Source organism: Mycobacterium sp. IDUB_17 (genome assembly GCF_055419465.1).
Genome location: NZ_JBVAXS010000001.1, coordinates 728181 through 740897, shown reverse-complemented (window position 1 = coordinate 740897; position 12717 = coordinate 728181). Strand labels below are relative to the sequence as shown.

Genomic DNA, 12717 nt, shown 5'->3' with positions numbered 1-12717 from the left:
AGCGAGTAACCCCATACTCGAATCAGCGGTGCCGTAGGGGTAGCAGCGCGACCAGTTCGGCCCGGGTGGACACCCCGGTTTTCGCCATCGCGCGGTAGATATGTCCCTCGACGGTGCGCACCGACAGCCGCAGCCGGTCGGCGATCACCCGGCTCGACACCCCGGTGCCGAGCAGCATGGCGATCTCGCGCTCCCGGTCGGTCAGGGGCAGACGTTCGGCGGTGGCGACCAATGCCGGGGTGGTTGCACCGCCGCACGCCTCGGCCAGCGCCGTGGCCCGGGTCGCGGACGCCATCGCCGATCCGCGCATGCCTTTGCGCCGGTACGCCACCGCTGCCAGAGCAGCAGCGTCGGCGGCCGCCACCAGGTCGCCGAACTCCTCGAATGCGGTTGAGACCTTTGCCAACCCGTCACCGTCGTCTCGGGCAAGGGCCAGGGACAGTGCGGCGGCGGCACCGACCCGCGGTCCCTCGACCATCCCGGTCAACTCGTCGAGCCGGCGCGTACGGGAATGGTCGCCGAACTGTGCCGCGGTCTGTAGGCACCACACCTCGGCCGCCAACTGCCCGTTGGCCCCGGCGGTGTCGGCGGCCTCGAGCGCGATGTCGACGGCCTCCGATACCGCGCCCTGGGTCGCAGCGACCCAGGCCCGCACCAAGGCATGTTCGTAGGCGAGATAGCGCCAGCTGGCATGACGGTATTCGTCGAGTTCAGCCAGGGTGCCGTCGTCGGCCATACCCCGGATGGCCAGCGCCGTGACCCGGGGCAGGTGGAAACGGTAGCCGAACCCGTTCCTCTCCCCCGCGGCCCGCATCATCTCGACCACCGGATCCAACAGTTCGGCCACGACGCCCAGCTGACCGGCTCCCGCCGCGGCACGACCTGTCAGCGCGGCGCCGAACAACTGGGCTGCGCCGGGCAGGTTCGCGGCGTGCCGGCTCAACTGATCGGCCTCCTCGCGCGCCTCACGGATCCTTCCGGCCAGCAACAGCGCACCGATGTGTGCGTCGGCGATGACGAACCGCGTGTGCGCGGCATCGAAGGAACCGTCCGTGATGCGGTAACCGACATGGGCGGCTGTGACGGCCTCGTCCGCCCGGCCGGCATCGCCGCACGATGCGGCCACCGCCCACGTGGTCACCGCGCCCACGATGGCGGGCAGAGCGTCCAGATCGAGGCCGCCGAACGCGGCCCTGGCCCGCTCTGGATCGCCCATCGCGGCCCAGTACACCGTGTAGAACGCGTCGATCGCGGCGCGGGCTTCCGCAGGGATGCCCACCGCCGCCTCGTCGACATGCCGCTTGGCGCCGACCGGATCGGCAAGCGACCACAGCATGTTGGAAGCACGCAGGAAGGCGAGCCGGGCCCGCCCGTCGTCGGTGAGATCGGCGGTCTCGATGGCGTCGAGCACGACGTCTGATTCCTCACCCCGGCTGAGCCACGACAAGGCATGCGCGCGAATGAATTTCGCCTCCGCGTCAGCTCCGGCCTCGATCGCCCCGTGGGCCAACCGGTCGGCCAGCGACAGATCGGACATCCACACCGCGCCCTGTGCGGCCCGGGTCAACAACTCGGGATCCAGCGCCAGATCCGAATCGAGCATCAGCGCGGCCCGCCGCACCACCACCCGCATGGCGTCGCGGTCCTCCCGGTCACCGAGCGCCGTGGCCACCATCCCGCGCAGCCGGCGCAAGCGTGAACCCGGCACCCGGTTGCGTCGCACCTCGGCGTAGAGCGGGTGGGCGACGCGGACCTCGCGGTCGGTGGCATCGATCGTGATCAGGCCACGTGTCTCGGCAGCAGCCACCGAATCGGCATCGGTGATCGCGGTCAGCCGGTCCAGCTGGATGGGCTCGGCCACCGCCAGTACATCGACGACCTCACTCACCGCCGGCGGTAGCGCGCCGATCCTCGTCTCGATCAGTTCGACCAGCCCGGGCGGCATCACCGGATCTCCGGTCCACCGCCAGCGGCCCTCCTCGCAGGCGAGCCGGCCCTGGGTGACTTCCTGTTCGACGATGTTGCGCAGGTAGAGCACGTTTCCGCGGGTGAGCCGCCATAACCGTTGTGCCGCTTCTGGATCGAGGGGGCCGCCGAGCGAGGCGGTCAGCAACCGGGTCGACTCGTCCCGGGACAGCGGCTGCAGGTCCAGTCGCTCGAACCGGCCACGGTCACACGCCGTCAGAACCTCGGCGGGTACCGGTGCACCGGTACGCACGGTCAGCAGTAGCTTGGCGGCACCGCGTTGCACGATCTGTTGCAACACGAAACCCGACAACCCGTCGAGCAGGTGCGCGTCATCGACGCACACCAGCACCGGCCGGCCGTTCGAGGCGGCGGTCAGACCGTCGATCACCCGGCCGACCAGCGCGACGCTGTCGGCGTCAGAGGTTCCCACCCACCGCGCGAATGTCCCCAGCGGTAGCGCTCGGGCAGCTGATGTGCCCACCGCCCAGCGGGTTTCGTGACCGTTGGCGCCCACGGTCGAGAGTGCTTCACGGGCGATACGGCTCTTGCCGACTCCGGCAGCTCCATAGATCACGATCCCGGACAGTTCGGTGGAGGCCAGTGCGGCGTCGATCAGTCGGGTCTCCTCCAAACGCCCCGTCAGCGGCCAGGCCAGTCGCACGCAACGAGAGTAAGCCGAGGCAAGGTCGTTAGCACGGGTAACGACAAACTTCGATGCCTTCAGAAATCCGGACCGGCCCGAGCGTGGTCACCGACCGGTCGTGCCGTCGATCAGCTCACGCAAAATGTCGGCGTGACCTGCATGGCGGCCGGTCTCTTCGATCATGTGGGTGAGGCACCAACGGACGCTGGCCGCAGGCCTGCCCGGCCGCGACCGAGGTAACGGCGCCCCGAGATCCGTGCAGTCGTCGAGCACCTCGTTGGCGCGCCCGACGGCATTTCGGTAGCGGGCCACCACATCGGCGATGCTGTCCGTCGGTTCGACAGTGAACGTCGCCTGCCAGTTGGAGACGTCTTCCCCGAGAAAAATCCACCGTTCGACGTGGGTCAGGTGATTCAGCAGGCCGAGCAGCGTGGTGCCCGACGGCACTGAGAACGTCCGTGCCATCGGTTCGGGCGCGCCGTCGACCTTCGCGGCGATCGAGGTACGGAGGTATTCGAGGAATCCCCGCAGGACCTCGGCTTCGCTGTTCGCAGTACGCGGCGGCGGGTTGTCGTGCTTTCGTTGCCGGCTTGTGTGCACGGTGCCCAGTATCAGCGCTTTGGCGCGCTGAGGCACGGAACTTGCCGTTCGGGCAAAGGTGCCGCTCAACCAGCCACAGCAGCGGTTACCCGGCAGGTAATTGCCCGCTCACGGTTGTCACGCGATCCTCGACAACGTGTTTACAGAACCGCGACGGACGCCGGCCGTCCACCACCTGACCGATCCTAAGATCGATTCGCCGCTGGCCGGGAAGGTGGCTGTCGTGACCGGCGCTACCGGCGGCTTAGGCGCCGCGGCGGCGGAGGTCTTCGCGACTCACGGCGCACGTGTGCTCATCAGCGGGCGTCAGGTGGATCGCGGCGAATCGCTGGCTGCCCGGCTCGGGTCCTCGGTAGCGTTTCACCGCGCCGACGTCGCCGACGAATCGCAAATGCGCGGGTTGATCGAACATGCGCTGGAGCGATTCGGCCGGCTCGACGTGTTGATCAACAACGCGGGTAACTCAGGCACTCTGGGCCCGATCGAGGAACTCGACCTGAACGCCTTCGCGGACACCCTGCGGGTGCACGTGCTGGCGATGGCCGCCGGGATCAAGTACGCAGCCAGACCTATGAGCGCTCAAGGGACGGGCAGCATTGTCAATGTGGCCAGCGTCGGCGGACATGTTGCCGGGTGGACCCCGGTGGACTACTCGGTGGCCAAAGCCGCAGTGCTGCAGCTGACGCGATGCGCCGCTGTCGAGTTGGGCGAGCGGGGCGTGCGGGTCAACAGCATCTCCCCTGGCCCCATCCCCACCGGCATCCAGCTCAAGACCACTGGTCTCGACTCTGACGCGGCCGAACAGGCTGCCCCGGCGCTGCAAGCCGCGTTCGCCGCGGCCTTGCCTAGGTGGCAGCCGATGAAACGGGTCGGCCAGCCCGACGACGTCGCCGCCGCCTTGCTCTGGTTGGCCGGCGATGCCTCCAGTTTCGTCAATGGCCAAGACATTGCCATCGACGGTGGGATATGCGCCGGACGGCCGGCCTCGATCGCGGCCGACGAATACATCCAGCTTTCCCAGTTACTCAAGCAGTGACGCTTCCTCGGCGAGTCGCCGGCCACAGCGACGGTGGCGCTCAACCGGCGAGGGCCTGACGCGCATGGGCCCGCACGTCGGCATCGCCGTCCAGTGCCAAGGTGAGGACTACCTGCCGAATTAGAGAACGACATCGCGATGACCAGCCGTCCATAAAAATGGACGGCTGGTCAGACTCAACGCCGGGCGTCAGTCCAGAGAACGTTCAATAGCCGCCTGAGCCTCCAGCGCCGCTTCCGCGTACTCAATTAGCCGATCGGCGGTCATCCGTGCCGATGGCCCCGAAATACTGAAACAAGCACAGGCTCGATGATCGCGTAGCCACGCTCCCGCGTGGCCCGTACCTCGTCCCATAGCCATTCCGGGTCAGTGATCGTGTTGGCGGCGACCTTGGCCGGCGCGTCAGCGAGGTAGCCGGCGATCCGGTCGTCGTCCAGCGTCGCCAGATACGCCTTACCGGTCGCGGCAGCATGCAACGGCAGCCGGGTCCCCAATGGTAGGAACGCCCGTAGCTGGTGCGAACTGTCGAGTCGTTCGACAAGCACGAGTTCATCACCGTCGGGAACGGCAAGATGGATCGTCTCCCCGGTAATCGACTGCAACGCCGCCAATTCGGGCAGGGCCGTCTCGCGAAGGTTGTGCTTTGTGGCCACCGAGCTACCCAGCCGGTACGCCAAGCCTGTCATCTCCCAACGCCCACTGTCGGCCGCCGGCCTGATCCAGCCGGCGTGGTGCAGGGTCTTTAGGTTGCGTTGCACGGTCGCCTTCGGAATACCGAGCCGCCGGGCCAGTTCGCTCAGCCCGACCGGTTGCGCAGTGGCGACCTCCTCAAACACCCGCAGGGCGGTCAGCACACTGTTCATCGCTGCCCGTTCCACTTCCTTACCTCACGTGACGGCATAGAACGCACGCCCTACAGCGGTCCGCAATATAGTCCATCGGTTCACCATATGGACCGATATTCAGAAGGCGTTGGTCATGTCGGCCCCGCGGGAGATCCGCTTCGTGGATGCGCTGCCGCGCAACGCGATGGGCAAGACGCAGAAGAAGGCCCTGCTGGCCGACTACGAGTAGTTCGGCCCGACAATCCGGTTACGGCTCGGCGGTGCCATGCGCCGACGAGCCGGAACCGTCCGACGGAAACATGACGGCCGGATTGATGGTCGCCAGGTCTCGGCTCGCGGCCGCGTACAGACCGGTCAGCACGTGCATTGAGCGCACCGCGTGTTGCAGTTTCGCGGTGACGTCGGCCAGCTCGGTCAGGTTGGACGTCAGCATCTGACGCCGGAGGGCCGCATAGCGATCGGTGATCTCACGGCCCTTCTCGGTCACCCGGAATACCGCCGACGTCCCAGACTTGGTGCGCTCAAGCAAGCCCATCGTCACCAGCTTGCGCAGGTTGTACTGCAGATTGGGCAGATCCTCGCGGTTGGTCAACTGGGCGATCGTGGCGGTGTCCTTGGGCCGTTCCTGCATCCGCACCACGTGCATCGCGACGACCTCGTTGACGGTCAGGTCGAGGTCGCCGGCCACCTGCATGGCGTGAACGGCGAACCGCTGAAACTCGCCGTCAACCTGCAATAGGGCGAATTCGAAAGCCGTCAGGGCCTCTTCGTAGCCATCCTGGGCCAGATGCCAACGCCGTTCCGGCTCAAGCGGCAGCGGTTGACCGGCGCTTGCCCCCGTATCCGCCTGTGCGTCACTAGCGCTCATCGGCCTCCACTCAACACGTCGCCGCACCGGACCGCAACGTGGACCATTGTTAATTTATGGATTCTCAATTGATTTTCCATCAAATATCGGTACTGTGACCGCAGACACGTAAGCGTGTTTCACCCCTGGGCCCTCCGGACAGCGTCTTTCGTCGATCCGGTTGCCTCACCAACCTCGGCCGCGCCGACGGCGCCGAGCCATACCCCATGGAGGTCATTGATGTCCGTCGATAGTCACAGCGGAAACTCGTCCGCGGTAACCAGGCATTACGCCCCCTACGTCCAGGCGAACTGGGGCTACGCGAACCATTGGTACCCCGCGTTGTTCTCGCACGAGCTTGCTGACGGAGGTCTCAAGGGCATCACCATCGGTGGTCACGACATCGCGTTGCGTCGCTCGGCCGGCAAGGTCTACGCCCTGTCGGACCGGTGTATCCATCGCGGCGTGAAACTGTCCGCGAAACCGATGTGTCTGTCCGAGGGGACCGTCAGCTGTTGGTACCACGGCTATACCTATGACGTTTCCGACGGCAAACTGACGACAATCGTTGGCAATCCGGAGGATTCGCTCATCGGGCGGGTGGGTGTACGCACCTATCCGGTCGAAGAGGTCAACGGAATGATCTTCGTCTTCGTCGGCGACGCCGACTACGGAACCCCTCCTCCGCTGGCCTCGGACCTGCCGGCGCATGTCACCAACGACCCCAATGACAAGCCGGTGCCCCACCTGGCCGACGAGGGCATCATCATCCGCGGGATCCACCGAAAGCTGGTCGGCAACTGGCGGCTGGCAGCCGAGAACGGCTTGGACCCCGGCCATCTGCTGGTGCACTGGGACAACCAGATCCTGGTGGCGCTCGATCGCGCACTGCCACTTGGTGTCAACGCGCTGTCCAATGAGGCCACCGAGGAGATCGATGTCCCGGACGGCCCGAAGGGCGTGATGAATCGGTACGACCGGCCGGATCTCTACCAGCCGGTGCTGGAGAACCCCAAGGTCGACATCAAGGCACGCGGGTCGGTGCCGCACTACTTCCGCACGTCGCTGTGGGTTCCGGGCACGCTGATGGTCGAGCACTGGCCGATCACCGATCACGTCCAGTACGAGTTCTACGTCCCGATCGACGACCACCATCACGAGTACTGGGAGGTGGTGGCGACCCGCGTCACCGACGACGCCGACCGGCGCGAATTCGAGTTCAAGTACGAAAACTTCTTCAAACCGCTTGCACTCGAGGGATTCAACAACAGCGATGTGTTCGCTCGTGAGGCGACGGAAGAGCACTACACCCGCTTCGACGGCTGGAACAACGAGGTGCTCTGCGACATGGATTACTCGATCATCGCCTGGCGCAAGGTAGCAGCCCGCCATCTACGGGGCTTCTTCGAGTCGCCCTACCAGGACGAGGACTAGGTCATGACCATCGTCGCAAGCGATCGTCAGCCCGACTCCGGCGCCGTTGCGCGCACCCACTGTGTGCGACTGCAGTACACCGACACCACCAAGGAAGTCCTGGTTCCCGAAGGACAGTCGGTGCTCGATGCGGCATCCGCCGCAGGCGTCCGGCTGGCAAGCCAGTGCGGCATCGGCACCTGCGGCACCTGTGTCGGGCGGGTCCGGGACGGGGCGCTCGTCATGCCGGACGACCGGATCTACCCACTGAGCGAAGACGAGATCGCCGACGGCAATCGTCTGCTCTGCCAGGCACATGCGGTGGCCGATACCGAGGTCGAGTTGGATTATCCGGCTTCGGTATTCGACGACTACCCGCGGCGGCAGGTCACGGCCAAGGTCACCGGCCTGCAGCAGCTCGCCGAGACCGTCGTCGAACTCACCGTACGACTGCCCAAGCAGGTGTCATTCGCGTTCCGCCCGGGACAGTACGCGCGGCTGCGCGTCCCGGGAACCGAAGAGTGGCGTTCGTATTCGATGGCATCCGGGGAACGGCAGAAGCGTCAGCTCACCTTCACCATCAGGCTGCTGCCTACCGGGGCGATGTCGGACTACCTGCGCGACCGCGCCACGATCGGTGAGCAGATCGACGTGGAAGGTCCGTTGGGGTCATTCGGGTTGGTCTCCGACGCCGGCCCGGTGTTGATGCTGGCCGGCGGAACCGGCCTGGCGCCGATGCTGTCGATGCTCGACAAGCTGCAGTCCGCCCGGGGCAAGGAGCCGATCCGGCTGGTCTTCGGATGTACCCGCACCAGCGACCTCTTTCACCTCGACGAGCTCGAGGGCCGGGCCAGCTTCATGACGAACCTGTCGGTGCGGGTGACCGCCGACGAGCCGCATCAGCAGCCCGGCGTGCTGGTCGGCAATCCGGTCAGCGTCCTGACCGCCGACGATGTCAGCGACCCTGCGACGTCGGCGTATCTGTGCGGGCCGCCCGCCATGATCGACGCCGCCTTCGCCCGGTTACAGGAGCTCGGCCTGCCGCGCGAAAACATCCACACCGAGCAGTTTCTTCCCAGCTGAAAAATCCCTTTTCACAAAGTGATTGGAAACAAAATTGAGCATTTCGAGGCTTGGCGCCTTCGCCGCCACCGTCGCTGATATCGACGCCTGGCAACATCTGCTCGTCGACCTGCTCGAGCTGGACGTGCGCCCACGCACGGCCCCACAGGACCCGCTGCTGGTCCGACTCGACGATCGGCACCACCGGATCGCGCTGTATCCCGGCTCGACCGACGAGATCCGTCGGGTCACCTGGGAGGTCGACACACCCGCCGAACTGCAGCGGCTCGCCGAGACGGTTTCTGCGGAGATCATCGCGGTCAACTGGGTCGACGAGGACACCCCGGAACCCCCTAAAGCGCAGTCGGCCTTTCGATTCGACGACCCCGACGGCTTCCCGACCGAGGTGGTGGTGGGGGCGGTCTCCGAGCTCTCGCCCGTCACCCAGGGCGGGGTGATCAGCGGCTTCGTCACCGGCGACCTGGGCCTGGGCCATGTCGTCTACATGTGCAAGGACTATCCGGCCTCGGTGGACTTCTACACCCGGGTACTGGGCTTCAGCCTGACCGACTACATCGTCTGGGACGGCGCGGACGCCACCTTCCTACATTGCAATCCGCGGCACCACAGCGTGGCGTTGATGAACGAGTGCTTCGGATTCCGCGGCGGCGACTTCAACCACCTCATGATCGAAACCGCGACCCTCGATGACGTCGGGCGTGCCTACGACCGGATCTGTGGTGCGGGCATCGACCTCAAGATGACGCTGGGTCGACACACCAATGACGGCGTCACCTCGTTCTACCTGGCCACGCCGTCCGGGTTCGGGATCGAGATCGGCTGGGGCGGTGCCGTCGTCGGTGATGACTGGGTGGTGAAGACCTACGATGCCCCGGCCCGCTGGGGCCACGTTGTGCAGAAGGCAGGCTGATGCTGAGCGCACCCGACGACTCCCCGCCGACCGCAGCTGCCACCCTGCAGCGATACCTGGACCGGATCAGCCTGCGCGACAACCTGATCCGCGCCTGGGCGCACCTGGATCCCGAGCTGGCGCGCGCGCAGGCTCGTGCGCGTGACACGGAGTCACCACGCACCGCCCTGCATGGTGTTCCGATCGGGGTCAAGGACATCATCGACACCGGTGATCAGCCCACCGGGTACGGCAGCGAGTTGTGGGCGGGTCATCGCCCGGTGCGCGACGCCGATGTCATCGCACGGCTACGTGATGCCGGAGCGGTGATCCTGGGCAAGACCGCCACCACCGAGTTCGCCACCTACCGGCCGTGTGCAACCCGCAATCCGCACAATCCCGGCCACACGCCTGGCGGCTCGTCGAGCGGATCCGCAGCGGCCGTGGCCGACGGGCAGGTTCCGATCGCACTCGGTACACAGACGGCCGGCTCGGTGCTGCGACCGGGGTCCTTTTGCGGTGTGTTCACCCTCAAGCCGACGTACGGCCGCTGGCCGTTCGACGGTGTGCTACCGGTGGCGTTGAGCTTCGACACCGTGGGTGCATTCGCGCGCCACCCGGCGTGGCTCGGCGAGTTGGACGCGGTCCTGACCCGCCGTCCCGATGCGGCAGCCCTGCCGGCCACCGAAAGGCTCCGGATCGGGGTACTGCGGCCGCCGTGGCGCGACCGGGCCACGCCATCGGCAACCGCGGCCCTGGATCGCTTCGTCTCCGGGCTCGCAGGGTTGGGCGCGCAGGTCATCGACATCGAAGTCCCGAGTAAACTCGCCGATCTCGACGACGGTCACACGCTGATCATGGCCGCCGAGGCGGCGACCGCGCTCGAACCACGCCTGCACCGCGAAGGTCGCGGGCAGGTCAGCGACCAGCTGACCGAGTTCCTGGCCACCGGCCGGACGGCGACTCCCAACGATCTTCAGCAGGCGCGCGCGGTGGTACAGGCCTGCACCCGGTTCGTGTCGGCGGCGCTGCACCACGTCGACGTGCTCGTCACGCTGGCGGCGACCGGGGAAGCCCCGGAAGGTCTCACCAACACCGGCGATCCGGTGTTCAACAAGCTCGCCAGCGTGACCGGGCTGCCGGCGGTCGGCCTGCCGGTCGGCGTCGGGGCAGCCGGACTGCCGCTGGGCGTGCAGATCGTCGGGCCCCCGCAGGCCGACCACGCACTGGTCCGCATCGCCACCTGCCTAACCGACCGCGCCGGCCTGACCGCGCGCTGCGCACTACCCGAGGAGCCATGATGGGCACAACCGAAACCGATACCCGGCGCGCCATGTACGAAGCGGTATGCGATCGGTTGGATCCGGACCGATTTCGCGACCTCCTGGTCAATCTGATCAACATTCACAGCCCGACCGGGTTGGAGCGCCCGGCGTCGGAATTCATGGCCGGTTATCTGCGCGACACCGTGGGCATCGAAGCCGGCTACCAGCCGATGAACGAACACAGCGGCAACGCATTCGGTGAACGGCTCGGCAGCGGCGGCGGCAGCAGGCTGTTGTTGTACGCCCCCATCGACACTCACATCGATCCCGAGTCCGATGTGCCCTGGGTCGGCCCCCGGCTACGCCCGGACATGCTGCCACAGGCCCAGATCGACGGCGATCTGGTGATCGGCTTGGGCGCCTCGAACCCCAAATGCATGGTGGCCGGGCTGACCGAGGTTGCCCATGCGGTCATCGAGTCGGGAATACCGTTAATCGGCGATCTGGCAATCGGTTTCGCCGGCGGCGGCATGCCAGTCAGCATGAGCGGTCGAGGTCAGGCCGGAATGAGCAACGGGATCTTCCATCTGCTGACCCACGGCGCCATGCCCGATCACGCGATCGTGTTCAAACCCTGGTGGGCGGTCTTCCCCGAAGAGCCGGGCATGTGCTGGTTCAAGGTGTCGGTGCGGGGCACCTATGGCTATGCCGGAATCGCCCGGGGCACACCGGGTTTCCGGTCATCGATCGTGCCGGCCGCAACGGTGATCCAGCACATCGAGGCGTGGCTGCCGCAGTACACCGCGCGCAACACAGCGGGAACCACCATCCCCGAAGGCTGGATTTCGGCGGTCCGCTCGGGCTCCCCCGACAAACCGGCCTTCCCATCGGCCACCACTGAGATCTACCTGGACGTCCGGGTCAACCCCCGAACCACCCCAGGCGAGGTCCGCCACCAGTTCGCCGAGATGATCGCCGGAATCCGGGCTGCAGAACCGGACATCGAGCTGGACTGGGAGATGTACGGTTCGCTGCCCGGCGGCATGACCGACCCGGACAACTGGATCATCCAATCCTGCAGGCGCGGTTGGGAAGAAGTCGAGGGTCGGCCCTATGAGTCGACCCCGATGCTGGGTGGCCAGACCGACGGCACCCTCATCCGCCGCCTCGGGGTGCCCACCGCCCGGATCGGATACCCGTGGCCACCGGCCACCGCCCCCGCGGAACTCAACGAGGGACTCGGCGGAATGGGTGTCGCATCGGTCACCGATGTGATGACCGCCGCCCGCGCGGTGGCCTACGCGATCGTAGACACCCTGACCCGCACCCGAGAGGAACTCGACCTGTGACACGGCACCGCAAGATCCTCAACATCGTGCCGGTGCCGGTGCCGCAACCGGCACTCGACGCGTTCGCGGCCCAGATTCCGGCCGCAGCAGTGTTCCCCGGCTTCGAGAACGTTTTCGTGTCCGCCCGCGCCGGTGGCACCACCCTCGACAGCGCGTATGAGACCACCCTCGCCGACGCCTTCGTGCTCGACGCCGGATGCCGCGCCGAGGAACAGGGGTATGCCGCGGTCTGTGTCAATTCGATGAGTGATTCGGCACTGGCGGCACTGCGTTCCCGGCTGCGCATTCCGGTGGTCGCGCCGAATCAGGCGTCGATGTTGGCGGCCGCATTGTTGGGCAAGAAGTTCTCCGTCATCACCATGTGGCCGCAATGGCACGAGCTCTACCACAAGGCCGCGCGCGAGCACGGCCTCACCGCCCGGCTGGCCTCGGTCCGTGATGTCGGCGTCTCGCCCAACGCCAGCGAATTACTCGCCGGCAAGGAGGATTTCATCTTCGAGGCGCTGGAGGCCCAAGCCAGGGCTGCCATCGCGGAAGACGGTGCGGACGTGATCATTCTCGGGTCCACCACCATGCATCAATCCCACGCGTACCTGGAGAAGACCCTCGATGTCCCGGTGATCAACCCTGGTGTCATCGCTTACAAGATGTGCGAGCTGCTTGTGCTGACCGGACTGACCCACAGCAAGCGGGCCTACCCGCCGCCGGCGCTCGTCCAGGACGACCTGTTCAGCGCCGTCACCCCAGCCCTGCCGTAACACCGACCAATCAGGAGACCA

The 12717-nt window shown here is 66.4% G+C and carries 11 protein-coding genes; 7 read left to right on the top strand and 4 right to left on the bottom strand.

Annotated features, from left to right (window positions below; genetic code table 11):
• Window positions 1-22: 22 nt before the first annotated feature.
• On the bottom strand, window positions 23-2629 hold the full coding sequence (locus ACZYZ7_RS03660) for a LuxR C-terminal-related transcriptional regulator (protein ID WP_463740220.1): 2607 nt from the start codon (window positions 2627-2629) through the stop codon (window positions 23-25).
• Window positions 2630-2716: 87 nt separating this feature from the next.
• Window positions 2717-3211 carry a DinB family protein gene (locus ACZYZ7_RS03655; RefSeq protein WP_463740219.1) on the bottom strand — a complete coding sequence of 165 codons (495 nt, stop codon included), beginning with the start codon at window positions 3209-3211 and terminating at the stop codon, window positions 2717-2719.
• Window positions 3212-3434: 223 nt separating this feature from the next.
• On the opposite strand from ACZYZ7_RS03655, the gene ACZYZ7_RS03650 reads away from it, so the two are divergent.
• On the top strand, window positions 3435-4247 hold the full coding sequence (locus ACZYZ7_RS03650) for an SDR family NAD(P)-dependent oxidoreductase (protein ID WP_450069094.1): 813 nt from the start codon (window positions 3435-3437) through the stop codon (window positions 4245-4247).
• Window positions 4248-4510: 263 nt separating this feature from the next.
• Here the strand turns inward: ACZYZ7_RS03650 and ACZYZ7_RS03645 are convergent, their stop codons facing one another.
• Window positions 4511-5125, bottom strand: coding sequence for an IclR family transcriptional regulator (locus ACZYZ7_RS03645; RefSeq protein WP_463740218.1), 615 nt, complete (start codon window positions 5123-5125; stop codon window positions 4511-4513).
• A gap of 214 nt (window positions 5126-5339) precedes the next feature.
• Window positions 5340-5960, bottom strand: coding sequence for a winged helix DNA-binding protein (locus ACZYZ7_RS03640; RefSeq protein ID WP_450069092.1), 621 nt, complete (start codon window positions 5958-5960; stop codon window positions 5340-5342).
• A 219-nt stretch (window positions 5961-6179) separates the two neighbouring features.
• On the opposite strand from ACZYZ7_RS03640, the gene ACZYZ7_RS03635 reads away from it, so the two are divergent.
• The 6 genes from ACZYZ7_RS03635 to ACZYZ7_RS03610 are packed head-to-tail and all read left to right on the top strand — an operon-like array spanning window position 6180 to window position 12696.
• On the top strand, window positions 6180-7373 hold the full coding sequence (locus ACZYZ7_RS03635) for a Rieske 2Fe-2S domain-containing protein (RefSeq protein WP_450069091.1): 1194 nt from the start codon (window positions 6180-6182) through the stop codon (window positions 7371-7373).
• A gap of 3 nt (window positions 7374-7376) precedes the next feature.
• The gene (locus ACZYZ7_RS03630; protein ID WP_463740217.1) at window positions 7377-8435 is read left to right on the top strand and encodes an FAD-binding oxidoreductase; all 1059 of its coding nucleotides are present in this window, start codon (window positions 7377-7379) and stop codon (window positions 8433-8435) included.
• 34 nt (window positions 8436-8469) lie between these two features.
• A complete protein-coding gene (locus ACZYZ7_RS03625; protein WP_463740216.1) occupies window positions 8470-9345 on the top strand; it encodes a VOC family protein in 876 nt (291 codons plus the stop codon).
• Window positions 9345-10625: an amidase gene (locus tag ACZYZ7_RS03620; RefSeq protein WP_463740215.1), complete on the top strand. Its 1281-nt coding sequence runs from the start codon at window positions 9345-9347 to the stop codon at window positions 10623-10625. Before ACZYZ7_RS03625 ends, ACZYZ7_RS03620 begins: the two co-directional genes overlap by 1 nt.
• Entirely contained in the window at window positions 10625-11938 is a 1314-nt protein-coding gene (locus ACZYZ7_RS03615) for a M20 family metallopeptidase (protein ID WP_463740214.1), read from the top strand. Before ACZYZ7_RS03620 ends, ACZYZ7_RS03615 begins: the two co-directional genes overlap by 1 nt.
• Window positions 11935-12696 (top strand): aspartate/glutamate racemase family protein, encoded by a 762-nt coding sequence (locus ACZYZ7_RS03610; protein WP_463740213.1) that lies wholly within the window; start codon window positions 11935-11937, stop codon window positions 12694-12696. The genes ACZYZ7_RS03615 and ACZYZ7_RS03610 overlap by 4 nt, the downstream gene beginning before the upstream one ends.
• The last annotated feature ends 21 nt before the right edge of the window (window positions 12697-12717 follow it).

What these genes read in the sequence shown, in the direction of transcription:
- ACZYZ7_RS03635 (WP_450069091.1), top strand. Translation starts at nt 6,180, where the DNA reads ATGTCCGTCGATAGTCACAGCGGAAACTCGTCCGCGGTAACCAGGCAT.
- ACZYZ7_RS03630 (WP_463740217.1), top strand. Translation starts at nt 7,377, where the DNA reads ATGACCATCGTCGCAAGCGATCGTCAGCCCGACTCCGGCGCCGTTGCG.
- ACZYZ7_RS03615 (WP_463740214.1), top strand. Translation starts at nt 10,625, where the DNA reads ATGGGCACAACCGAAACCGATACCCGGCGCGCCATGTACGAAGCGGTA.
- ACZYZ7_RS03620 (WP_463740215.1), top strand. Translation starts at nt 9,345, where the DNA reads ATGCTGAGCGCACCCGACGACTCCCCGCCGACCGCAGCTGCCACCCTG.
- ACZYZ7_RS03640 (WP_450069092.1), bottom strand. Translation starts at nt 5,960, where the DNA reads ATGAGCGCTAGTGACGCACAGGCGGATACGGGGGCAAGCGCCGGTCAA.